Below are 23,649 nucleotides of genomic sequence, written 5' to 3'. Positions count from 1 at the left end.
CCAGCAAAGCAAACAAATGTGTAAATATCGAGTTATTTGCGCAAAATTTGGAGAAAACGAGCACCTGAATTTTTGAATTGCAGAAATTGGCGCTGCTTTATCAATTAATCAGATGTTCCCTAAACATTAATTGGCGACAATTCATATTCAAGAGCCTTTTTAAACTTGTCGATATCTGCTGACTCATAGTTACCAGATTGGGTCATCTGCTCTATCGCTTGTGAGCAGTTTGACTGAAATTCACTGTCTGCCATTATCTGATTAAATGACTCAATCTGTGGCTCAAATCGATTCGCCATCTCACGCTGAAACATAGCAGAGAATTCAGACACCGCATCACCTTTAGCCTCATGTCCCGTAAAAGGGTCAAGAATTTTTGGAATGTAAACAATATTCCATGGCGCAGTGAAGGCAAAAACATTCTTTGTACGCCCAAAAACATGCGATACCTGATAGTTACGAAGCAGTTCAAAGCCACGCTTTGGTGTTTTTGAGAATCCTGTAAAATTGCGCAGCGCTTCTGTCGGCCTGGCGTTATTCGTAGGGTCAATCGTCACCTTGTCATTGCCAATGGCTAATTTATAGAAGTCAGCAAAAAGATGTGATCCAGCCCCATTGCGGCCAAAGCTACGAATATACACCGACTGGTTTTGCCATATAGCTTCTTGCAATTCGCGCCACTCAATGTCAACAATTTCGGTTTTGCACGAAATAAGTTCGCTCAACCCAAAAGCAAATAACTGTTCTTTGGGCAAACAAGATTCGAAAAATCTCAGGTATGCATCTCTCATGGCATATTGACTATTAGCAGTTTTACTAGGGGGCGTTCTCAATTAGAGAGTTATTGCTGTTGCGCCTGAAATGGCGCCAGACAAGGCATGAGGAGAGTGGTTTGGTCATTCCAAATGAGCGACGAATAACGCAGTATGGCGCCATTTCAGGCGCAACCCGAAGGGCTGGGCCCATTTTGTCCCTCAGCGGTGTTGCCGTTCGCTCATGTAGAGCGACTACACAGCACTCACGGCGCCTAGCTGAGAGCCAAAATGGGCTCCAGCAGCAACAGCTCACTAATTGAGAACGCCCCCTAAATCAGCCAAATACAAATAGCAGTGCCATCAAACCACCAGTTCTTCCCCACTGGCCTCTACCACTTCCTCCAAACGATCCAGCACCTTATCCCGTGACAGCGCCAGCAATCTGGCCGCCGCTTCCGGGTAGTATTCTTCATCGCTTTCATCCAGCCCTTTGGCAACGGAACACAGCAGGTGGTCAGCCACGGCCAGCAGTGCGGCGTAGTTTTCTTCGCCTTCGTAGTCCTGGGGTTCCAATTGGCAAGCAATGGTTTGCTGAATCACTTCCGGGAAGTCCCAGCGCTCGGCCAGGGCCTCTCCCACTTCGGCGTAGTCCAGGCCCATAAGATTTTTCTGGCTTTCGGCGCGGCAGGCACCCATTTCTTCGTAGCTGTCTATATCTGCGCTCAGGGACGGGTTGGCCAGGCGAATCAGCAGGTCGCCGATGCGGTGCAGCATGCCGCACATAAAAGCGACATTGGCGTCCAGTCCGGCAGCTTTTGCCAATTTTTGACTGAGGCTGGCCACCTGAAAGCTGTGTTTCCAGAATGCCTCTTTGTCGAAGCCGGGCATATCCGGGAACATGCCGGTGGCGCTGGAGGCCACCACCAGAGTCCGCAGTGCCGACATACCCAGCAGTACCACTGCCTGATCGAGAGTGGCCACATTGCGGGCGCCGCCAAAATAGGCGGAATTGGCCAGGCGCAGCACTTTGGCGGCGATTACCTGGTCCTGGGAGATTTTGTTGGCGATGACTTTCAGGTCCACATCGCTGTTGCTGTCAAACAACAGCAGAATCTCCTGGGCAATTTGTGGCAATCCGGGAGGCAGTTGTTGAACCCGCTTGAAGATTTCATCAATGGTCATAGTGAAAACCGTCCCTTGTATGTGGTTGTTTTTATTATCTGTATCAAAGCGTTAATTTAACGCTCTGTGATATGCATCACCATCATTTTATCAACCTGCATTTCATCAATAGTGTGACCTATGCCACCAACTCCCAATCCGGAGTGACGCAAACCCGCGAACGGCATACCATCGTGACGAAAGGCAGTGTGATCGTTAATCATTACGGCCGAGGCATCCAGGCGACGGGCTATGCTCATGGCGCGGTCGATGTCCTGGCTGAACACCGCTGCCTGAAAAGCCACATCCAGGCTGTTGGCGCGGGCGATGGCATCGGCCACTTTATCGAAACTGTACAGGCACACCACCGGGCCAAACACTTCCTGCTGACTGACGGCGGCATCGTCCGGCGGGTTTACCAATACCGTTGGCGCGTAACAGTTGTTGCTGAGTTTTTCGCCACCGACCAACAGCTCTGCGCCCTGTTGTTGTGCCTCCTGCACCCATTGATGCACCCGGTCCACTTCAGCGGGGCGGATCAGGGGCCCGACTTCGCTGTCTTCCGCCAGCGGGTCGCCTACGATCAATTGTTTAGCGCCTGCGGCCAATTTTTGGGCCACCTGTTGCAGCCTGGCCTGGGGCACGTACACCCGCTGAACCGACACGCACACCTGGCCGGCGTGGTAAAAGCCGCCTTTGAGCAGGGCCGGAATCACTTTGTCCAGGTCGGCGCTGTGGTCCACAATCAGCGGAGCCACTCCGCCGTGTTCCAGGGCACAGCGGGTGCCGGGGGCGAGTTTGCTGCGCAGCATCCAGCCTACCCCGGCGCTGCCAATAAAGGAGAAAAAACCCACCCGTTTGTCCGTTACCAAAGCGGTGGACAGGTCCCGATTGTGCGGCAGCACTACCTGGCACCACTGGGGCGGCAATCCGGCTTTGTGCAACAGGGACACGAAACGCAGACAGGACAAGGGGGTATCCTGAGCGGGTTTGACAATCACCGGGCAACCGGCAGCCACAGCCGCTCCTACTTGATGCACAATCAAATTGAGGGGGTGGTTAAAAGCACTCACCGCCACCACCACACCAATGGGCTCTTTCTGGGTAAAGGCCATGCGCGTGGAGTGCACCATGGGCACCACCTCACCAGCTTTGTGGCTGATATGCTCGGCGCAGAGCTTTACCCCTTCTATGGCGCGTTCCACCTCTACCCGGGAATCCAGCAAGGGTTTGCCACCTTCGGCGGCAGCTCCTTTGGCCAGGGCATCCGCATCGGCGGCCATCAATGCAGCGGTTGCCCCCAGAATGTCAAAGCGCTGCTCCAGCGACAACCACTGGTCGCGGTCGCGAAACAGGCCGTAGGCGGTAGTCAGGGCCTGTTCGACATGGCTTTCGTTGGCCAGGGCGACAGTGGCTAATTGTTCACCGCTGTAGGGGGAGACGACGGCCAGGGATCCATCAGAATCTGTGGCCCCGTGGATCAACAAGGGGAAGTGTTGGGTCATGGGTAGTTACCTGGGAAAATGTCGTCATTGCGAGCGAAGCGAAGCAATCTCCAACAGCCTGGCAGCGAGCCCATTGAGATTGCCGCGCCGCCTACGGCGGCTCGCAATGACAAGATGGTGGTATGCGTTAAATCGAACAAGTCACCTTGCCCAAACGTTCGGTCAGAATGCCATTCTCGCGATAGTCAATGGGCACTACCACCAGGCTGGGGCCGGATTCGTTAAAGGCTGCCTCCAGTGATTGCGCCAGGTCGCGGCTGTTGGCAACAAAGTGACCGTGCCAGCCAAAGGCATTAGCCAGTTGAATCCAGTCCGGGTTGCCGAAATCCAGCTCGGTGTGTTTGCCAAATTCATTATCCTGTTTCCAGGCAATCAGGCCGTAGGCATTGTCTTCCCACACCATAACCACCAGGTTGCTGTTGAGGCGGCGGGCGGTTTCCATTTCCTGCACGTTCATCATAAAACCGGCGTCACCGCAAATGGCCAGAACGCGCCTGTCCGGGTGCACCAGAGAGGCGGCAATGGCCCCCGGCAGGGCAAAGCCCATGGAGCAGAAGCCGTTGGGAATCAGGCAGGTATTGGGTTCGTGGCACTGGTAGTGGCGGGCAATCCACATTTTGTGGGCGCCCACATCAGACAACAGAATATCGTTCGGCCCCATGACCTGTCGGCAATCCCACAGGACTTTTTGTGGGCGAATGGAATTTTCGGTGTCGTCGTCTTTGTGGGCGGTAAACTCCGCCCACATATCCCGGCGCACCGCTTGTTGCTGGCTGAGGTCGTAGTCCAGGCCACCGGCGGCGTCTACCCGCTCGTTGAGCATCCACAGGGCGTGGGCAAGGTCGCCCACCACTTCCACTTCCGGGTGGTAACTTTCGTCGATTTCCGCAGGCAGAAAATCGATATGAACAATTTCTTTGTTACCGTCCGGGTTCCACAGGCTGGGGTGGTATTCCACCATGTCGTAGCCAATGGCAATCACCAGGTCGGCGGCATCCACCGCGCAGGAGACAATATCCTTGCTGCCCAGGCCAATGGTGTACAGGCAGTAATCCGCATCCATATCCACACTGCCTTTGGCCATAAAGGTGCTGACTACGCCAATGCCGGTTTTGTCGCACAGCATACGTAGCTGCTTGCTGGCGCGGCGGCGAATACAGCCGTTGCCGGCAACAATTAACGGGCGTTTGGCGTTTTTGATTTTTTCAAAGGCGCGGTCGATGGCTTTGTCGTCCGGCACCGAACGGCGGAATTTTTTCACTGCCATGGGCTTTTTGTCGGTTTCCCACTTGGCGATATCTTCCGGCAGCTCCACGTGAACGGCACCGGGCTTTTCGGTACGCGCCAGGCGCACGGCTTTGCGGGTAATTTCCGGAATGCTGTCGGCGTGAATCACCTGAGTGGCCCACTTGGTGACCGGAGCAAACATGCCCACCACATCCATCACCTGATGGGATTCCTTGTGCAAGCGTGTGGATGCCCCCTGGCCGGTAAGCACCAGCATGGGGGCGCGATCCATATTGGAGTCGGCAACGCCGGTAATCAAATTGGTGGCTCCCGGCCCCAATGTGCCCAGGCAACCGGCGGGGTTACCGGTCAAGCGACCATAAATTTCTGCCATAAAAGCCGCGCCCTGTTCGTGGCGAGTGAGGATAAAACGAATCTGCTCACTCTGTTCCAGGGACATCATAAAATCGGCATTTTCCTCTCCGGGAACGCCAAAAATATATTCTATGCCTTCTTCTTCCAGGCACTTAACAAACAGGTCGGATGCTTTCATTCACGCTTCTCACTTATCATTAAAAAGGTTTTGAGTGCTGTTAGATAACCGCTGCCAGCAGGCGTTCAGTTTATGGAATATAAATCTCGGTGTCAGACAGTATCTATTTTTCGGTATGATTGCCAAAAACTATAATCAAAAGGATAGACCATGGGTACAGATCGCGGTCAGTTTTCTTCACGCTTTGGCTTCATTATGGCTGCTGCCGGTTCTGCGGTGGGGCTGGGCAACGTGTGGGGGTTCCCCACCAATACCGCTGAAAATGGCGGCGGCGCTTTTGTGCTGCTGTACTTTGTTCTGGCCTTTGTGCTCGCTTATCCGGCACTGATGGCCGAACTGGTGATTGGCCGCCATACCCGCGCCAATATGGTGGGCGCGCTGTGCCAGGTGGCTGGCAAAGGGCCCATGTCCCGGGTGGGCAAGTTTACGGGCCTGTATGCGGTGCTGGTGGCCAGCCTGATTTTGAGCTTTTACAGCATTGTGGCCGGTTGGATGATTGCTCATCTGGCAGAGCCCATTGCCTCGGCTTTGGGCTCTGACAGCGTTGCCCGCTGGCTGGTGGAAAGCAGCACCAGTCGCAGCCTGTTTTTTACCTTGCTGTTTGCGTTGGCGACCATCTGGGTGATCAGCCGAGGGGTGGAAAAAGGCATTGAAAAATGGTCCAGCCGCCTGATGCCATCGCTGTTACTGCTGCTGGGGGCGCTGATCGTTTATGTGCTACTGCAAGAGGGGGCCGCTGAAGGCCTTGCGCTTTACCTGAAGCCGGATTTCTCCCAGATCACCAACCCCAACATTGTGGTGGAAGCCATGGGCCAGGCGTTTTTCTCCCTGTCTCTGGGTGTGGGCACCATGCTGATTTACGGCTCTTATATCAGCCACCGGGAAAACCTGCCCAAGTTGGGTGCCATTGTTACGGTGGTGGATACCGGCATTGCTTTTATGGCGGGTCTGTTGATTATTCCTGCCATGTTTGTGGCGCAAAACAATGGTGTGGCTATCTTCAATAACGGTGAACTGGTCGCCGGGCCCGGGTTAATTTTCCAAACCCTGCCTTCACTGTTTGCCACCATGGGCGCTGTTGGCCAGTTTTTCGCTTTTGCCTTTTTTGCCCTGATGACCATTGCGGCGCTCACTTCGTCTATTTCCATGCTGGAGGTACCAGTGGCCTACAGCGTTGAAAACCACGATCAACCTCGCCCCAAAACCGCCTGGCTGGTTGGCGGGGTCATTTTTGCCATCAGCGCGCTTATTATTTTCAGTGGCGATGCAGTCTTCGGGTTTGTGGTGGACCTGACCACCAAATACAGCCAACCGATGCTGGGGCTTTTGCTGTGCCTGTTTGCGGGCTGGGTAATGCACCGCAACAAGCTGCTGGAAGAAATCAAACAGGGCTTGTCCGACGCAGAGCACAGCCTGTTTTGGAAAATCTGGCCGGGCTATGTGCGCTACGTTTGTCCGCTGCTGATTGCCGTGACTTTTATTAACAGCCTTTTATAGATATCAAACCGGCGACTGTTAAAGGTGGAACGGTGTTATGAGTTTGGCAAATAACGTTTCTTACTACGGATTGCGGGCTGTCATTCTGAGCGCAGCGAAGAATCTCACAAGTTGTGACCAGAGTGAGATCCTTCGCTAATGCTCAGGATGGCTATTAACCCGGCAATACAAAAAGCGTTCTGCCTTTTGTATTGCGCGCCCAATAAAACCTGGCGCATTTGCGTGGAAATGCTTGATTTTATTGGGCTCGCGCCAGCGGCGGCACATCCCTGTGCCACATTATTAAACGCAACCTATAAGGTTGCCGGTTTAATAACTTGGCCCGCCGCTCACAACCACCTCGCATTCTTGGAAAACTGCCCCCGCAAAAATTCCATCTGGTCACCGAGAATACGGCGGCTGTTGATCAATGCCAGGTACTCGGCATTATTGGGTTGGTACGGCAGGGCGATCAGCTCCATGCCTATTTCTTCCAGTAAATAGTTCGCCTTGTGTTGGTTACAACGCCGACAGGCTGACACCACATTTTTCCAGTTGTCTTTACCGCCCCGGGAGGTGGGGCGGATATGATCCCGGGTGAGTTCGCTGGCCTCAAAATCGCGGCCACAGTACATACACAGGTAAGCATCGCGCACAAACAGCGCCCGGTTGCTCAGCGGGTAGCTTCTGCGCGGCTGAGCCATGCGCTCGCCACCACAGGCGATGATACTGGGCAATTCCACAATGGTACGCTCTCCGCTAAAGCGCGAAAAACCGCCGTGGATGCGCTGCACCACATCCCCCATGGTCCACTTCACCAGTTCTCGTGAATACATACAAACCGCGTCTTGCCAACCCAGCCACTCAATGGGCTGACCGGCGAGGTTGAGGCGCAAGATCATTGGCTGCACAGTGAAGCTCCTTTCAGATAATCAGAAACGAAAAACCCCGCCGGGGCGACCAGACGGGGTTTGGAAAAGGGTTTTGTGAGAGCGCAAAAAAGACTGTATGCAGCGGGCTGTTGAGCCCGGTGGCTGATGCCGGATAATGGCCGGTGCCATCGACACTGTTGCGGAACGCTGAAGAAGGTAACACCTCCTGTTGCAAAGGAACAGCGGGCTGCCCTGTGACTATGGTTCCCAGCATACCGGTACAAGAGACACTGTCAAGCGCACCGGCCAGAAAAAGAAAAACCCCCAAGCCTGAGCCCGGGGGTTTAAAGCAGTATAGTCTCCAGCCCTAGAGCCACCTTACAAAACGTCCGTGTCATCCGTGGGAGGGGAACATCCATGATGGTGTGCGTCAGTGCTGTGCCAGTGTGCCTGTGTGAGCACCGGGATACTATCGGTAAAATTCTGATTTTTTTGTAATCTATATCCTACCCCCATAACTCTGAGGTGATGTATGAGGTGATGTATGAGGTGATGTATGAGGTGATGTATTGACCCACAGATAGGGCTCCGTTAGGGTGGCAGGCTTTCCGCAAACAGAGATTTACCGTGGCCGCCAAAAAATCACCCAGTTCCAGTAAAGCCATTGATTTTGAAAAACAACTGAGCCAACTGGAAGCCCTGGTCAGCGACATGGAAAAAGGGGAAATGTCCCTGGAAGACTCCCTCAAGGCGTTTGAACAAGGCATCCAGATCACCCGTCAATGTCAGCAAGCCCTGGCGCAAGCAGAACAAAAAGTCGCCATCCTCACCCGCGGGGAAAACGGCGAGCTCAGCGAACAACCTTTCGACCCCGACAACCCATGACATCACCACTGCAACAGCTCCAGGCAACCACTCTGGAGCGGGTTGGCCAGGCCCTCAAGCAGTGCCTGAACGCTCACCCAAATGCCGCCTTACTCTATAAGGCCATGGAATACAGCGTGCTTAATGGTGGCAAGCGGGTGCGCCCCATGCTCGCTTACGGTGCGGCAATGGCGGTGGGCGACATTAACAGCGACACCGACCAGGCGGCCTGTGCAGTGGAGTTGATTCACGCCTACTCGCTGATCCACGACGATTTGCCCGCCATGGACGACGACGACCTGCGCCGCGGCAAGCCCACCTGCCATGTGCGCTTTGGCGAGGCCAATGCCATTCTCGCTGGCGATGCCTTGCAAGCACTGGCTTTTGAACAGCTGACCCGGCTTCACCACACACCGGCGCAGCAAGCCCTGCAAATGATCACCAAACTGAGTCAGGCGGCAGGTGCCCAAGGCATGGTGGCGGGCCAGGCCATTGATCTGGCCGCCGTTGACCAAACCCTCGACCTGTCGCAACTGGAGCTGATGCACCACCTGAAAACCGGCGCCTTGATCGACGCCAGCATCCATTTGGGCGCCCTCAGTGCCGGCGCCTCTGCTGCCCAATTAGCTGCCCTGAGGGAATACAGTCGCCTTGTGGGGCTGGCCTTTCAGGTGCAGGACGACATTCTCGATGTGGAGAGCAATACCGCCGTACTGGGCAAACGCCAGGGCGCCGACCAAGCCCTCAACAAACCCACCTATACCTCGCTGCTGGGGCTGGAGGGGGCCAAACAAAAAGCGACCCAGCTGTGCAGCGACAGCCTGGACGCGCTATCTGAATTCGGCCCGCGTGCCGATGGTTTGCGCGCGCTGGCAAAATACATTATCAACAGGGATCATTAGAAAGCCTGTCGCCATTACTTTTTGCTATTGGCGGTCAAATATTTGAATAGCGGCCACTGCTGGAAAAGCGGGCAAGTAATTGCCATCAAAACGGCATTACCGATAAGATGCGCCGATGCGTAGCGACCTTGATGTTTTTAGCGAAGCGGTGGCCTCACTGCTCCCCATTCTGGGGTCAGACTCTTTTCCCGGCCAACTGGTTTCCGTGTTAAAACGACTGGTGTCGTTCAACAACGCCCTGGTGCTGATTTATCGCAAAAATCAGAAGCCGATTCTGGCGTACAACGATTTGCCAACCTCCGAACGCGAAGTGAACGTGGTTCGCTTTATGGAAGGCGCCTACCTGCTTGACCCCTGCTTTCGCGCCATCGCCGACAACCAGGTCAATGGCTTTTACCACCTGAAAAACATTGTCCCCAGCGGCTTTGGCAGCAGCGAATATTACCGCAGCTATTACCGCTATACCGGTCTCACCGATGAATTTGGTTACGTTATGGCGATCGGTGAAAACATGGGTATCAACATTGCGCTGGGCCGCACCCAAACCAGTCAAGGCATCAACCATCGCGATGTTCAGGTACTGGAAGAAATCACCCCGTTAATAGCCGAACTCTGTCGCCAACACTGGTGCCAAAAAGTCATCAACAGCGACAACACCAACCTGCCTCATCAACTGGAAAGCGCCCTGGACAATTTTGGCCGCTCCATCCTCACCGACCGCGAAACCCAAGTCGTGCAGCTGTTTCTGCACGGCCACTCCACCCGCTCCATTGCCGAAAGACTGGGCATATCCCCGGAAACCGTCAAACTGCACCGTAAAAACAGCTACGCCAAACTGGATGTACGCTCCCAGGCAGAGCTGTTTTATCTGTTTATTGACTCGTTATCGAGCCTGGAAAACTACAGCGGCGGGGACCCGTTGATTGGCTATTTAACGCACAGAAAATAGAGCGAAATGCGGCGATTTCCACCAACCCTCTGCCAGGCTCGACGAGATTGCTGCGCCAGCGCCGGCACATCCCTGTGCCGCATTATTAAACGCAACCTGTAAAGTTGCCTGTTTTATACCCAAAGGCCAAATTGAAGATCGGTATCCGGTAGGGCTTTTCCAGACCGCCTGCGGCAGGGATGCCGCAGACGAGCCTACATGGAAGTATTTACGGCGTGTCTGGAAAATCCCCACCGGATACTGATCGCCACCATCATTCAGCTAAAGCACTACACCCACATCCATAGTACAATCGGCCTCCGATTTTTAGCTGTGTATCCAGGCACCCACCCCATGAGCGAACCCGGCAACCCAAGCAACACCACCCACTTCGGCTTTGAAACCGTCAAAACCGAGGAAAAAGCAGGCAAGGTGGCAGAAGTGTTCCACTCAGTCGCCGCCAAATACGACCTGATGAACGACTTGATGTCTGGCGGCATCCACCGCTTGTGGAAGCGCCTGACCATTGAATTATCCGGCGTGCGAGCGGGCCACAAGGTGCTGGATATTGCCGGCGGCACCGGCGATCTGAGTGCCAAATTCTCCCGCATCGTCGGCGAAGACGGCTTGGTGGTATTGGCGGATATCAACGACTCCATGCTCACAGTGGGCCGCGACAAACTGATGGATAGCGGCGTTACCGGCAACGTGTACTTTACCCAGGCGGACGCCCAGTATCTGCCCTACCCGGACAACAGCTTCGACTGTATCACCATCGCCTTTGGTCTGCGCAATGTCACCGATAAAGCGCTGGCGCTGCGCTCCATGCTGCGGGTGCTAAAACCCGGTGGGCGCCTGCTGGTACTGGAATTTTCCAAGCCCACCAGTGAACTATTGGGCAAGGCTTACGATTTTTACTCCTTCAAACTGCTGCCCAAAATGGGCGAACTGGTGGCCAGCGATGCGGACAGCTACCGCTACCTGGCGGAATCCATTCGCATGCACCCGGATCAGGAAAACCTCAAACAAATGATGGTGGACGCAGGCTTTGACAACTGCAGCTACCACAACATGACCGGCGGCATTGTCGCCCTGCACCGGGGCTTTAAGGCTTGATCGCACAACTGCAAAGCAGTGCCTTGGCCGGCGCCGAAATTCTGATAAATCGCGCCCTGCAACACGACCCGGCCACTCGTCAGCGCCTCGCGGAGATGGGCAGCACCGTCCTGCGCATTGAGATTACCGCCCCCGGTCTGGGCTTTACCCTGGTGAGTCGCGGTGAGCAGATTCACCTCTACACGGAACCGCAAGAGGATGCCGATATTGCCGTGAAAGGTTCCGCCAGCGACTTGCTTGCCATGGCGTTGAACAACGACGACACCCTTGCCGGTGGCGGCGTCGAGGTGCGCGGTCAGCTGAATCGCTTGCAGCAATTAAAAGCCATCCTGTCCGACCTGGACATCGACTGGGAGGGTGCGCTGGCGCAAATAGTCGGAGAACTGCCTGCACATCTGGCCATCAAAACCGCCAAGGCCGCCCACCAATGGCAGCAACAGGCGCGACCACGGGTGGCAGCAGTGACGGCCAACTTTCTCAAAGATGAAGCTCAACTTACCCCTAACCCGGAAGAAATGAGCCATTTTGCCCGCAACGTTCGCACTCTCAGCAGCGACCTGGATCGCCTTGCAGCCAGGGTACGCCGCATTCAACAGAGAATGGACGAACAACAAGGGGCAGCCGAATGAGACGCATTCGCCGCCTGGCAAAGATCACACGGGTTTTCCAGCGTCACCGCCTGGACACATTTTTCAACGACCACAAACTGCCCACCGCCCTGAAGCTGCTGGTCGTGCCAGCACGCCTGCTGCCACAACCAAAGCGCTCCCGTGGCGAGCGACTGCGCCTTGCGCTGGAGGAACTGGGGCCGGTATTTGTGAAGTTCGGTCAGTTGTTGAGCACCCGCCCGGATCTGGTGCCTGCGGATATGGTAAGCGAACTGGACAAGCTACAGGACAACGTACCGCCGTTTGCCGCACAACAGTTTATCGACATTGTCGAAAACGCCCTGGGGGACAGCGTTGACAATTTGTTTGGCGAATTTGATCGTCAACCACTGGCCTCCGCGTCCGTGGCCCAGGTGCACGCAGCCACTTTGCAAGACGGCACTGAAGTGGTGGTCAAAGCCATCCGCCCCGGCATTGAAAAAACCATCGAGCAAGACCTGCTACTGCTGGAAACTGTCGCCGCTCTGGTGGCACGCACCGCTGAAGGGCGCCGCCTGCGCCCGGAAGAAATTGTGCAGGACTACCGCACTACCATCTTCGACGAACTCAACCTGCAACACGAAGCGGCCAATACTTCGCTGCTGAAACGCAATTTTGACACTTCCGAACTGAGCGGCTTGCTGTATGTACCCCAGGTACACTGGGATTACAGCAACGAGCAGGTTATGGTCACCGAACGCATTTACGCCACGCCAGTCACCGATACCGATACCCTCAGCGCACAACAGACAGACTTTAAGGCCCTGGCAGAACGGGGGGTAGAAATCTTTTTTACCCAGGTGTTCGACCACAATTTTTTCCATGCGGACATGCACCCGGGAAACATTTTTGTGGACGCCAGCCAGCCGCAAAAACCCCGTTACCTGGCAGTGGACTGTGCCATTATGGGCACCCTCAGTGACAACGACCAATACTACCTGGCGCGCAATCTGCTCGCCATTTTCCGCCGCGATTATCGCCAGGTGGCAGAGCTGCATGTACTCTCTGGCTGGGTGCCGGAAAACACGCCGGTCAATGAATTTACCAGTGCCATTCGCGCGGTCTGTGAGCCCATTTTCCAGCGCCCGTTGAGCGAGATTTCCTACGGCCATATTCTGGTTAGCCTGTTCCGCACTGCGCGCCGCTTTGATATGGAAATGCAGCCATCACTGGTACTGCTGCAAAAAACCTTGCTCAACGTAGAAGGGCTGGGGCGACAACTGCACCCGGAGCTGGATTTGTGGGCCACCGCTCACCCGTTTCTGGAACGCTGGCTGAAACGCCGGGTGAGCCCATCTGCACTACTGGAAAAGGTGAAACGCTACGGCCCGGAATGGCTGGAACACTTCCCGCAAATCCCCCAAATGGTGTATCGCTCGCTGCAACAAATAGAAAGGCTGGATAGCACGCTTGCCGCATCCCGGCCACCACAGAGGCAGCGTACGTTACTGAATTTACTGATCGGGGCACTGATTGGTGCGGCTATGGGTATTGCTCTGGCTACAGCATTAACTGTGTCATAATTCTTTTAAATTACTCGTCATCGCGAGGAGCGTAGCGACGTGGCGACCTCCAGACAGGCACTCCGAATTCAGGAGATTGCCGCGTCGCTACGCTCCTCGCAATGACAGCATGGTTAAACGTATGATTTCAGACAAGAATACATTTCTCCAAGAAGTAAAATGGAACAGCGATGGCCTGGTGCCCGCTATCGCCCAGGACGCCGCCAGTGGCCGGGTGCTGATGATGGCGTGGATGAATGCGGAATCTCTGGCCATCACCGTACAGGAAAAGCAGGCCGTATACTGGTCGCGCTCGCGCCAGCAATTGTGGCGCAAAGGCGAATCCTCCGGCCATGTGCAACAGGTAAAAGAGGTGCGCCTGGACTGTGACGGCGACACGGTTTTGCTGCAGGTGGAACAACTGGGCGGTATCGCCTGCCATACCGGTCGCCAATCCTGTTTTTTTCGCCCGCTGGAAAACGGCGAATGGCAAGACGCAGACCCGGTGCTGAAAGACCCCAAAGACATCTACTGAGAATTTGAGCACACAAGTGATGAGCAACGATATTTTGCAACAGCTCGATGCTATTTTGGCCCAGCGCCGCAGCGCCGACCCGGACAGCTCTTACGTGGCTTCATTGCATCACAAGGGCCTGAATAAAATTCTGGAAAAAGTGGGCGAAGAAGCCGCCGAGACAATCATTGCCGCCAAAGATGCGCACCACAGCGGCGACAATCGTGATCTGGTTGGTGAAACTGCCGACCTATGGTTTCACTCACTGGTAATGTTGTCCCACCTTGGGGAAAATACCGACTCTGTACTCAATGAGCTGCAACGGCGGTTTGGCACCTCGGGCCATGACGAAAAAGCCGCTCGCGGCAACCACACAAATAACGATTAAGGAGAAACACCATGGGTTTTGGCTGGCAGGAATTACTGATCATATTGATTATTGTGGCGCTGATTTTCGGCACCAAAAAACTGCGCTCTATCGGCAGCGACCTGGGCGGCGCGGTAAAGGGCTTTAAAAGCGCCGTCAATGACGACCCCAAGCAACTGGAAGAAACGGAAACCGATTCTGTGGAAAACACGTCCAGTGCTAAAGAAAACGCCGAAGAAAAAAAATCGTAACTTATTATGTTTGATATTGGCGGCGCAGAGTTACTGGTTATTGCCGTTCTGGGGTTGATTGTTATAGGCCCCAAGCGCCTGCCGGAAGTGGTGCGTGCCATCAGCCTTTGGGTTGGCCGCCTGAAGCGCAGCCTCGGCAATATCAAACAGGGTATTGAAAACGAATTTCAGTTGGACGAAGTACGCCGCCAACTGCACAACGAAGAAATTTTACGGCAACTGGAAGCCAGCAAAAAAGAAATGGAACAAATGGTGCAACAAAGCGGCCCCAGCGATCACGACTACGAACCTCTACCCCGTGATGACGAGCTGGAAGACAGCCCCGTCGACACCGATCAGCCCGACCAAACACCTGAAAAACCATGAGCAGCGACAACCCTTCCGCCAGCGAACAGGATGAGCACAAACAACCGTTGGTGGCACACCTGATCGAGCTGCGCGACCGGCTGCTGAGAACCCTGCTGGTCACCCTGGTATTGTTCGCAGGGCTGTTTGCCTTCAGCAACGACATCTACGAGTTCGTTTCCGCACCGCTGCGAGCTGCTCTGCCGGAAGGCAGCACCATGATTGCCACCAACATTACGGCGTCCTTTTTTGCTCCCCTGAAGTTGACCTTTGCGGTGGCCATTTTTATTGCCGTGCCCTACATACTGTCGCAGATATGGGGGTTTGTTGCCCCAGGGCTGTACAGCCGCGAACGCAAAATGGCGATGCCCATTCTGCTGTCCAGCATTGTGTTGTTTTACGCCGGTATCGCATTCGCCTATTACGTAATTTTCCCGTTGGTGTGGATGTTCTTTACCAACACCGGTCCACTGAGTATTCAGGTAGCACCGGACATTACCAGTTACCTGGAAATCGCTCTCAAGCTGTTCTTCGCCTTTGGTATTGCCTTTGAAATCCCCATCGCCACCATGTTGCTGATTTTTTCCGGCGCCATTTCGCCGAAAAAGCTGGTGAGCAAGCGCCCTTACATTGTGGTGGGGTGCTTTGTGGTGGCCATGCTGCTGACCCCACCGGACCCCATATCCCAATGCCTGCTGGCAGTACCCATGTGGTTGCTGTTTGAGGCGGGAGTGTTTTTTGGACGCTGGATCAAAAAAGCCCCGGCGCAAACCGAGGCTTAAGTTTTTACACCATCCTGAGTATTTCCGTCATCCTGAGTATTTCCGTCATCCTGAGTATTTCCGTCATCCTGAGCGCAGCGAAGGATCTCGCTCTGAGATCCTTCGCTGCGCTCAGGGTGACAACGGTCAATCCCTGATCCAATGGCACGTGTATCCGTTCGGATACTTCTGCAAATAATCCTGATGGTAAGTTTCGGCTGTCCAAAAATCGCCGGCAGCAGTTACTTCGGTGACAATGGGTTTCGGCCATTTACCGGCGGCATCCACTTCCTTAATCACCTTTTCAGCGGCGCTTTTTTGGGCGTCTGAGTGGTAAAAAATGGCGCTGCGGTACTGGCTGCCAATGTCATTGCCCTGGCGATTTTCGGTGGTGGGATCGTGCATTTTGAAAAACCAGTCTCGCAGCAGTACGTCAAAGCTCAACACTGATCCATCGAACTCCACTTTGATGCTCTCCGCATGGCCTGTGTTGCCTTTTTTCACATCGTCGTAGGTAGCATTGGCCAGGTCACCGCCGGTGTAACCCACTTCGGTATTCAGCACACCGGGAATGGCGCGAATGATTTCTTCCATACCCCAGAAGCAACCACCGGCTAAATAGGCCACCTCAACCGTGGACTCCGGCAGCTCGATCAGGCTGGCATCTGCAAAGGGCTGCAGATACTGGCTGTATCCCTGCCCCGCCATCTCAGCCAACGGCACAAACTTCAGCGATGCCGAGTTGATGCAGTAGCGCAGGCCGCCGCGGTCTTTGGGGCCGTCTTCAAATACGTGGCCCAGGTGGGAATCGGCGGTCTGGCTGCGCACTTCGGTACGCACCATGCCGAAGTTGAAGTCGCGTTTTTCAACAATCTCGCCACTGTCGATTGGCCGGGTAAAGCTGGGCCAGCCACTGCCGGAATCATACTTGTCGAGGCTACTGAACAGTGGCTTACCGGACACAATATCCACGTAAATGCCGTGTTCATGGTTATCCCAGTATTCATTGCGAAACGCAGGCTCGGTGCCATCTTCACGTGCGACCCGATACTGCAGCGGCGTCAATGTGTTTTTCAGGGTTTCGTCATCTGGCATTTGAAAAGTACCTTGGCTGGCCGTAGAACCTGTTTGAGCGCTGGCATGAATGCCATTGGAGTCTACATTGCAGGCCGAGAGCAAGCTGCTCGCCGCCGCAACCAATGTCAACAGGATGGTGTATTTAAACATAGAGCGTCCACTATCAGTCGTAAAGCGATACCGCTAAGACCGGGGCACCCTATGAAAGTTCAGCCACAAAAAAACCTCCCGAAGGAGGCTTTTATCCATTCACACTGTGGGCAAATGCAGTTATTGGCTACCATCCACAATGTACTGCACCGCCGCCTGAACTTCTTCTTCAGAACAGTCAAAGCAGTTGCCTTTGGCGGGCATGGTTTTAAAGCCATTCCAGGCACTGTCATTGAGAACATCCATGCCTTTGGCGATGCGTTCTGCCCAGGCAGCGGCATCACCCAGCTTGGGCGCCCCGGCTGCACCGGTGGTATGACAGGCAAAGCAGGACTTTTTGTAAATATCTTCACCGGAACGTGGCCCGGCATTGCTCGCCACCACCACCGGCGCAGAGGCGATAGGATCACCCTCCATGGCCAGCTCGCCCGCAGGCGCTATGCGCTCGGCAATGGCTTTTTCCTGATCGGCAGAATATTCCGTCTGTTTGTCAGACCCGCAAGCGACCAGCACTGCGGCAGTCAGCAACACACCCCAAGATTTCAGTTGGCTCATTTTCAGCTCCAAAACGCTGTTATTATCATCGTGGCTTACTGGTGGGCTAGCCCACTTAGTTTTTGTCAGGAGCGGATTATAGCGTCAAACCTGTGCCGGTGAAATGCTTGCCACCGCAGAGATAGGGTACATCTAAAAATAGTGCTATTTTTGCGAGAGCAAGACGGCGGCGTGCGCAGACCCGCAGTGTATAAGGCATACATGAGGACTCGAGCACGACGCCAACGCCGCTATCGCGGAAATAGTGCATTTTTAGAAGTGCCCGATAGACTACACTGACCAATATCAGTATTATGCGCCCTCTTTTTACGCACCCGTAGCTCAGCTGGATAGAGTGTCGGCCTCCGAAGCCGAAGGTCGCGCGTTCAAATCGCGCCGGGTGCGCCATCTTTTATCATATAGATCAATAGGTTAAAAGGAATTAACCTTGGACTCAGAGAATATTTCCAAATAGAATTTTCCAGTGCACCCCAAACCTTATTTTATTGCTTTTGATGATCGATTTGGCTACGGAGAGCGCCATTCGGCGCTACCGCAACAAGAACTGGCAATCTATCGGCATCAGTCGGCATGAACGTTGGTAAGTTTCGCACCGGTTTTAGCCCTAGCCCGCATTTCTCACAAGACGGCGGGAGAGATTTCGCTAAAGACTGCCAGTGTAGTTTATTTTGCCTATTCGGGTTTGCAGCGGATCTTGCACTCTGTACTGCATTTTTCTCCCTCACCCATAGCTACGGCTATGGGTTTAGTCGGAAAATACAGTACAGAGCACAATCTCTCACTGCAATTCCCAAATCCTTGCGAGAAATGCGGGCTAGGAGGTGTTACTTCATAATTTTCAATGTTTGCAGGGATGAATATTCTTCCAAGCCATAACTCCCAAACTCTACACCCACACCTGACTGCTTAACACCGCCAAAAGGCGCATCGGGCTGAATAGCTCCATGCTCGTTAATCCATACAGAACCACATTCTAACTGTAAGCCTATCTGCGCGGCTTTTTGTGGATCACTGGACCACACTGAACCACCAAGCCCATTTTCATTGTCGTTGGCCCGTGCGATTACTTCATCAATATCGGAATATTTGATGATTGGCAGGGCTGGGCCGAACTGTTCCTCATCGACCAATCTGGCCCCATCAGACAAGCCAGTGACAATCGTTGGCTCGTGGAAGTATCCCGGACGATCCATTTTGCTCCCGCCGGCCAAAATGGTCGCTCCGGAATTTTTAGCATCTTCAACCAGGTCGGTGACCACATCCAGTTGATCCTGATTCTGCAACGGCCCCAGCTCAGTACCCTCCTCCAGGCCATCACCAACCACGGCGTCCCTGGCCAGCCTTGCCAACTCAGCACTCAGTTCGTCGTAAATAGATTCATGCACATACATGCGTTTCAAACAGGCACAAGTCTGACCATTGTTATGAAAGCTCACACCAAATAATTTGGGAGCCATCTCTTTCACATTGATGTCTGGCAGAACGATACCCGCATCATTACCACCCAGCTCCAAAGTCACTCGCTTAAGGTTGTCAGAAGCGTTTTTCATAATCCGTTTGCCAGTCGGTGTAGAGCCGGTAAACACGATTTTATTGATATCTGGATGCCCGGTTATGGTTGAACCAACACCGGACTCGCCGCTTACCAAATTGAGTACACCAGCAGGCAGTATTTCGTTAGCCAACTCTACGAAGCGAATAGTAGAGAGCGGCGTAAAAGACGACGGTTTCAATACAACAGTATTGCCGGTTTTTAGAGCGGGAATAACATGCCAGATAGCAATCATCAGTGGCCAGTTCCATGGCGTAATGGAAGCAACAACACCCAATGGCTTGCGATGTACTTCGACCCTGGCCTCGTCGTTATCCTGGATGACATCAATGGGAATTTCCAAACTGGCTGTATAACGCGCCCAAGCAATGGCACCGCCCACTTCCATGCCAGAGCCGACACCATTCAAGCCCCCCATGGGTTTGCCATTTTCCATAGTTACCAACTGCATCAGCTCTGGCATATTGGCTTCCATTGCATCGGCAATGGCGAGAATTTTCTCTGTGCGCTCTGCATCGCTGGTGCGACTCCAGGAAGGAAAAGCTGCCCTGGCAGCTCTAACAGCCTGATCCACATAATCCCCGTTACCGTTTTGACACTCTGCAAATACTTCGCCAGTGGCAGGGTTTTTAACACCGAATCTGGTTTCAGCCTGAACCGACTCACCATTAATAATCATAGGAAACTGTTGCATAACATCCTCGCTGCTACTAAATGCTAGTTAATGAATTCTAAATACTTTTCAGCCGTTATTTAACGATGATCTATAACCCGTTGTGCTTTGCCCTCAGAACGTGCAATGCCACCAGGTTCTTTCACAACTCCAGCGGCATCGAATTTTTGCTTGTATACCGGACTGTTGTTGTATGCATGACAAAGGCTTTTCTTGAGCCGAGCAAGCTGTAAGCTTCTTATTTCATCAATACTGGCATTTTCGATCCGATCCAACCCTGTACAGACCATGATCTACCTCTTCTATTTATACAAAACTACAACTCGTATCGAATAGCTACCTAAGCTCAACACACACAAGCCTGAAGCGAGACTATAAAAAGAGATTGTTACCATTCGCCCTTGATGCAATTCATTGATAAAGACAAGAAATATACTTAACTTGTTAATATGTTGCAAGCCGTACGTTAAAGTGTATTTTTATTCAGGCAGATTCAACTTGTATTGGGGAACCAATCAATCAGCTACACTCAGCCACCAACAGAACGGGCTGTGGTGATAACTGAGGGAGTTTACAGAAAATGCTGAGGGCTACAGATATACTCACCATTTGTTTAACATGTTAATTTTTTAGCAAGAATACTGTGAAGCCACCCTCACACTTTATCTTTATAGGTCAATACATTACCATTTTAGATCACCGTGAATTCAAGCGGGCAAATTCCCCCCTAATCAAGAATCAACTCCATGAAAGAAGACCTTCTACATACTCCGCTACCAGAGCCGCGAATCTGGTCTTCGATATTGCGGAATTTACGCTTACCTATGAAGGAACAAGGTGTAGATATTGATCACCTGCTGCGCCAATGTGGTATATCTCCAGAAGGAATGGATCGCCCAAACAGCTCTATGCCCCTTAGAACCTATTTGGAAATTATGGAAACTGCAGCCAAGTTAACCAATGATCCATTACTCGGGATCAAGCTGGCCAAACAAAGTGGTGCAGCAACTCTCGGAGCCTTGGGTTTTTTATTTCTCTCCGCCCACACCCTTTACGAAGGTTTGAGCCAACTTCATCACTTTATCAATCTGGTACAGGACTCTACAGTCAATCGCTTCAGCCAGGAAGGTAATGAGCTTTGGTACAGCTATGAAACCTATAACTCTACCAATACGGACTGTCGCCAAGACGTAGAATTCACACTTTCAGTAACTGTACAGTTGATACGCCTGTTCAGCGACGGCGATGTAAATATCAATGCGATACACTTTCGCCACCAGCCCGGTGCTCCTGTTGCTCATTACGAAAGACTATTGGGGGCAAAGTGTTTTTTCGAGCAGGAAGTAAATCTGATACGCTTTCCCAAGGAATACGGCGTATACCGCGGAAAGCTATTTGAACCAGAGTTATACCAGATACTAAAGAATTACCTGGACAGTGACCTGACGGAAAAAATGCGTACTACTGGTTTTTCCGACCAAATCCGGCGTGCAATTTTCGACAGCCAGGTTGCTCCACCAGTTACAGCACAAAAAATGGCTCGTTATCTGGGAATATCTTCTTCCACCCTCAATAGACGCCTGCGCGCTGAAGGCATAACCTTCAAGAGCCTTACCGAAAATATTTCAGGCAGCCTCGCCATACGACTCCTGAAAGACACCACTCTAACCATTACTCAAGTTTCACAAATGATGGGCTTTTCAAACACATCCGGATTCACTCGCGCTTTTGTCCGTTGGAATAATGGCATTACACCAACGCAGTTCCGTCGAACAAAAGGTGGATAGCCTCTTAATATGGTGAGCATATTGGCTAAAAGGCACTTCTAAAAATGCACTATTTTTAAAATCTTTAATACCCAACCTCACCACCATCAATCCCACCGATAAACTGCTTCGCCAAATCCGTTGTGGCTTTAGTCAGCAAGGCTGCGTCTACACCAACGCCAATAAATTTCACCCCCAAACCGGCATATTTGCGGGCCATTTCCGGGTTTACCGAAAGAATGCCCGGCGCTTTGCCCGCAGCGATGATTTTCTGAATAGATTGTTCGATGGCTTTTACCACCTCCGGATGATCCGGTTGGCCGATATAACCCATGGAAGCAGACAAATCTGACGGGCCGATAAAAATACCATCAACCCCTTCAACCAACAGAATACTGTCCAGATTTTCCACCGCTTTTGTGGTTTCCACTTGCAGCAACAGGCAGATTTGATCATTGGCTTTATGAACATAGTTCGGCACCCGATTGTAACCGGCGGCGCGAGCCATAGAGGTACCCAAGCCACGGATACCTTTGGGCGGATAGTTTACAGCCTGTACCAACTCCTCTGCCTGATCAGCAGTATCTACCATGGGAACCAGAAACGTTTGAGCACCAACATCCAACAGCTGCTTCAGCAAGGCAGTGCGCCCTTCTACCGGGCGCACAATAGCTTGCGGTGGGTAGGGTTGGATGACTTGCAAGTGGCGTTGTACCGCTGCCACATCATATGGCGCGTGCTCGGCATCAATCAGGAGCCAATCAAAACCGGCACCTGCACAAATTTCTGCGCAGGTGGGGTCAGGAATACCGAGCCACAGGCCATATTGGGAGCCGGATTCTCGCAGACGTTTTTTGAAAGTATTTTCAATCATGGTTTGTTCTTTCGTGTTTATAGCAGCGGCTCAATCACACAAATTGACAGGAAATGCCACCCAGGGAACCGTAATCCGCATGAATGGTATCACCGGCTTTAACCACCAGTGGCCGCGTAAATGAACCGGCAAGCAGTATTTGACCCGGTTCCAGTGCAATACCATGGGGGGCAAAACGGCGTGCGATCCAGCGAATACCATTGGCCGGGTGATTCAAGACCCCTGCGGCCAAACCGGTTTCTTCCAAAACACCATTGCGATAACACAGCGCCCCGCACCAACGCAGATCGGTAGCATCCGGCTTGATGGGCCTGCCACCCATAATAATCCCGGCGTTGGCGGCGTTGTCGGAAATGGTGTCAAATACATTGCGGGTGTAGCCTGTTTCCGGATGAACCCGGTGACTGCGTGCAGCAATAATTTCCAGCGCTGGTACCACATAGTCCGTGGCGTTGAGAACATCAAACAGTGAAACATTCTCACCCTCCAGACGATCCTTCAATACAAATGCCAACTCCACTTCAATGCGTGGGTCGATAAATTGCGCGGCTTCAATGTCACTGCCGTCAGCAAATTCCATATCGTCCAGCAGCACACCATAATCCGGCACATCGATTTTCATCGCCTGCTGCATGGCCCGTGAGGTCAAACCAATTTTATAGCCGATCACTTTACGACCATCAGCAATTTTGCGATCCACCCAGGCGCTTTGCACACTGTAGGCATCGTCCATATCCATATCGGGGTGGCGCAATGTCAACGGATCGACAGGCCGCCGATCGATCTCCGCCTGGTACAGCTCATCAGCGGCCTGCTGGATTTGCTCTTTGGTTAGCATAATCTTCTCTTGTTGGTTTCCGTGGTTACGGTTTTGCCAGGTATTCACGCAAGTTATTGTGATTGTATTTAATGGCTGGCAACTCTGACATTTCAAAGGAAATGGCCAAGCCCATGCTTTCGTACAAAGGTTGCAAATGTTCTTTCAGGGTTTTCAACAACTGTTCACCAGTCTGCTGTTTTTCCTCGTTTGAACGCCCCGAACCCAGTTTAAACTCCAGGTGCACAAAGCCAAAATGACTCGAGCCGTCAGCGATACGAAAGTGCTCACAACGGTGAGCGCGGCTGCGAATACCTGCTACTGGGAACAAACCTGTATCGAGAACTGTTTGGTGTAACTTCTCAAAAAGGCCCTGTAAATCTAATTGTTCCGGATCAAGATTAGCCGAGTACTCAACAATAAAATGTGCCATTAATCT

The 23,649-nt window shown here is 52.9% G+C and carries 24 protein-coding genes and 1 tRNA gene; 14 read left to right on the top strand and 11 right to left on the bottom strand.

All coding sequences use genetic code 11. The features are described 5' to 3' along the window. Positions 1-119 precede the first annotated feature (119 nt). The 4 genes from ACVBEJ_RS05470 to ACVBEJ_RS05455 all read right to left on the bottom strand — a co-directional run bounded on the left by ACVBEJ_RS05470 (position 120) and on the right by ACVBEJ_RS05455 (position 5,201). Positions 120-755 carry a hypothetical protein gene (locus tag ACVBEJ_RS05470; RefSeq protein WP_447128598.1) on the bottom strand — a complete coding sequence of 212 codons (636 nt, stop codon included), beginning with the start codon at positions 753-755 and terminating at the stop codon, positions 120-122. Between the two features lie 360 nt (positions 756-1,115). Then, positions 1,116-1,937, bottom strand: a complete 822-nt coding sequence (locus ACVBEJ_RS05465) for an HDOD domain-containing protein (protein WP_447128597.1) — start codon at positions 1,935-1,937, stop codon at positions 1,116-1,118. Positions 1,938-1,993: 56 nt separating this feature from the next. Continuing rightward, positions 1,994-3,421, bottom strand: a complete 1,428-nt coding sequence (locus ACVBEJ_RS05460) for an aldehyde dehydrogenase family protein (RefSeq protein ID WP_447128596.1) — start codon at positions 3,419-3,421, stop codon at positions 1,994-1,996. 127 nt (positions 3,422-3,548) lie between these two features. Beyond that, a complete protein-coding gene (locus tag ACVBEJ_RS05455) occupies positions 3,549-5,201 on the bottom strand; it encodes an acetolactate synthase large subunit (protein WP_447128595.1) in 1,653 nt (550 codons plus the stop codon). Between the two features lie 150 nt (positions 5,202-5,351). Between ACVBEJ_RS05455 and ACVBEJ_RS05450 the strand changes: the two genes are divergently transcribed. Beyond that, entirely contained in the window at positions 5,352-6,698 is a 1,347-nt protein-coding gene (locus tag ACVBEJ_RS05450) for a sodium-dependent transporter (RefSeq protein WP_447128594.1), read from the top strand. Between the two features lie 329 nt (positions 6,699-7,027). On the opposite strand, the gene ACVBEJ_RS05445 is transcribed toward ACVBEJ_RS05450, so the two are convergent. Then, positions 7,028-7,579: an HNH endonuclease gene (locus ACVBEJ_RS05445; RefSeq protein ID WP_447128602.1), complete on the bottom strand. Its 552-nt coding sequence runs from the start codon at positions 7,577-7,579 to the stop codon at positions 7,028-7,030. A 597-nt stretch (positions 7,580-8,176) separates the two neighbouring features. Between ACVBEJ_RS05445 and ACVBEJ_RS05440 the strand changes: the two genes are divergently transcribed. The 11 genes from ACVBEJ_RS05440 (at position 8,177) to tatC (ending at position 15,767) form a co-directional block, all read left to right on the top strand. Continuing rightward, positions 8,177-8,434 (top strand): exodeoxyribonuclease VII small subunit, encoded by a 258-nt coding sequence (locus tag ACVBEJ_RS05440; protein ID WP_447128593.1) that lies wholly within the window; start codon positions 8,177-8,179, stop codon positions 8,432-8,434. Next, the gene (locus ACVBEJ_RS05435; RefSeq protein ID WP_447128592.1) at positions 8,431-9,315 is read left to right on the top strand and encodes a polyprenyl synthetase family protein; all 885 of its coding nucleotides are present in this window, start codon (positions 8,431-8,433) and stop codon (positions 9,313-9,315) included. The genes ACVBEJ_RS05440 and ACVBEJ_RS05435 overlap by 4 nt, the downstream gene beginning before the upstream one ends. Positions 9,316-9,430: 115 nt before the next feature. Beyond that, positions 9,431-10,264, top strand: a complete 834-nt coding sequence (locus ACVBEJ_RS05430; RefSeq protein ID WP_447128591.1) for a helix-turn-helix transcriptional regulator — start codon at positions 9,431-9,433, stop codon at positions 10,262-10,264. 333 nt (positions 10,265-10,597) lie between these two features. Continuing rightward, positions 10,598-11,359: a bifunctional demethylmenaquinone methyltransferase/2-methoxy-6-polyprenyl-1,4-benzoquinol methylase UbiE gene (gene ubiE / locus ACVBEJ_RS05425; RefSeq protein ID WP_447128601.1), complete on the top strand. Its 762-nt coding sequence runs from the start codon at positions 10,598-10,600 to the stop codon at positions 11,357-11,359. After that, on the top strand, positions 11,356-11,988 hold the full coding sequence (locus tag ACVBEJ_RS05420) for a ubiquinone biosynthesis accessory factor UbiJ (protein WP_447128590.1): 633 nt from the start codon (positions 11,356-11,358) through the stop codon (positions 11,986-11,988). The genes ubiE and ACVBEJ_RS05420 overlap by 4 nt, the downstream gene beginning before the upstream one ends. Next, positions 11,985-13,529 (top strand): ubiquinone biosynthesis regulatory protein kinase UbiB, encoded by a 1,545-nt coding sequence (ubiB, locus tag ACVBEJ_RS05415; protein ID WP_447128589.1) that lies wholly within the window; start codon positions 11,985-11,987, stop codon positions 13,527-13,529. The genes ACVBEJ_RS05420 and ubiB overlap by 4 nt, the downstream gene beginning before the upstream one ends. Positions 13,530-13,650: 121 nt before the next feature. Then, a complete protein-coding gene (hisI, locus tag ACVBEJ_RS05410) occupies positions 13,651-14,043 on the top strand; it encodes a phosphoribosyl-AMP cyclohydrolase (RefSeq protein WP_447128588.1) in 393 nt (130 codons plus the stop codon). A 19-nt stretch (positions 14,044-14,062) separates the two neighbouring features. Further along, positions 14,063-14,410: a phosphoribosyl-ATP diphosphatase gene (locus ACVBEJ_RS05405; protein WP_447128587.1), complete on the top strand. Its 348-nt coding sequence runs from the start codon at positions 14,063-14,065 to the stop codon at positions 14,408-14,410. An 11-nt stretch (positions 14,411-14,421) separates the two neighbouring features. Further along, positions 14,422-14,640 carry a twin-arginine translocase TatA/TatE family subunit gene (tatA, locus tag ACVBEJ_RS05400; RefSeq protein ID WP_447128586.1) on the top strand — a complete coding sequence of 73 codons (219 nt, stop codon included), beginning with the start codon at positions 14,422-14,424 and terminating at the stop codon, positions 14,638-14,640. A 6-nt stretch (positions 14,641-14,646) separates the two neighbouring features. Continuing rightward, positions 14,647-15,006, top strand: coding sequence for a Sec-independent protein translocase protein TatB (gene tatB, locus ACVBEJ_RS05395; protein WP_447128585.1), 360 nt, complete (start codon positions 14,647-14,649; stop codon positions 15,004-15,006). Then, positions 15,003-15,767: a twin-arginine translocase subunit TatC gene (gene tatC / locus ACVBEJ_RS05390; protein WP_447128584.1), complete on the top strand. Its 765-nt coding sequence runs from the start codon at positions 15,003-15,005 to the stop codon at positions 15,765-15,767. The genes tatB and tatC overlap by 4 nt, the downstream gene beginning before the upstream one ends. Positions 15,768-15,893: 126 nt before the next feature. On the opposite strand, the gene ACVBEJ_RS05385 is transcribed toward tatC, so the two are convergent. After that, positions 15,894-16,841 (bottom strand): bifunctional methionine sulfoxide reductase B/A protein, encoded by a 948-nt coding sequence (locus ACVBEJ_RS05385; RefSeq protein ID WP_447128583.1) that lies wholly within the window; start codon positions 16,839-16,841, stop codon positions 15,894-15,896. Between the two features lie 252 nt (positions 16,842-17,093). Continuing rightward, on the bottom strand, positions 17,094-17,528 hold the full coding sequence (locus ACVBEJ_RS05380; protein ID WP_447128582.1) for a c-type cytochrome: 435 nt from the start codon (positions 17,526-17,528) through the stop codon (positions 17,094-17,096). A 310-nt stretch (positions 17,529-17,838) separates the two neighbouring features. On the opposite strand from ACVBEJ_RS05380, the gene ACVBEJ_RS05375 reads away from it, so the two are divergent. Beyond that, positions 17,839-17,915: transfer RNA gene (locus ACVBEJ_RS05375), tRNA-Arg, on the top strand. A gap of 437 nt (positions 17,916-18,352) precedes the next feature. Here the strand turns inward: ACVBEJ_RS05375 and ACVBEJ_RS05370 are convergent. Further along, positions 18,353-19,774, bottom strand: a complete 1,422-nt coding sequence (locus ACVBEJ_RS05370) for an aldehyde dehydrogenase family protein (RefSeq protein WP_447128581.1) — start codon at positions 19,772-19,774, stop codon at positions 18,353-18,355. A 725-nt stretch (positions 19,775-20,499) separates the two neighbouring features. Between ACVBEJ_RS05370 and ACVBEJ_RS05365 the strand changes: the two genes are divergently transcribed. After that, the gene (locus tag ACVBEJ_RS05365; protein ID WP_447128580.1) at positions 20,500-21,540 is read left to right on the top strand and encodes an AraC family transcriptional regulator; all 1,041 of its coding nucleotides are present in this window, start codon (positions 20,500-20,502) and stop codon (positions 21,538-21,540) included. A gap of 64 nt (positions 21,541-21,604) precedes the next feature. On the opposite strand, the gene hpaI is transcribed toward ACVBEJ_RS05365, so the two are convergent. The 3 genes from hpaI to ACVBEJ_RS05350 are packed head-to-tail and all read right to left on the bottom strand — an operon-like array spanning position 21,605 to position 23,643. Beyond that, the gene (gene hpaI, locus ACVBEJ_RS05360; protein WP_447128579.1) at positions 21,605-22,393 is read right to left on the bottom strand and encodes a 4-hydroxy-2-oxoheptanedioate aldolase; all 789 of its coding nucleotides are present in this window, start codon (positions 22,391-22,393) and stop codon (positions 21,605-21,607) included. Between the two features lie 34 nt (positions 22,394-22,427). Then, positions 22,428-23,231, bottom strand: coding sequence for a 2-oxo-hept-4-ene-1,7-dioate hydratase (gene hpaH, locus ACVBEJ_RS05355; RefSeq protein WP_447128578.1), 804 nt, complete (start codon positions 23,229-23,231; stop codon positions 22,428-22,430). 25 nt (positions 23,232-23,256) lie between these two features. Further along, positions 23,257-23,643, bottom strand: coding sequence for a 5-carboxymethyl-2-hydroxymuconate isomerase (locus ACVBEJ_RS05350; RefSeq protein WP_447128577.1), 387 nt, complete (start codon positions 23,641-23,643; stop codon positions 23,257-23,259). Positions 23,644-23,649 lie beyond the last annotated feature (6 nt).

This window comes from Porticoccus sp. GXU_MW_L64, from assembly GCF_052983295.1.
The sequence above is the reverse complement of the archived record's forward strand: the minus strand, read 5'-3'. Positions and strand labels throughout refer to the sequence as shown.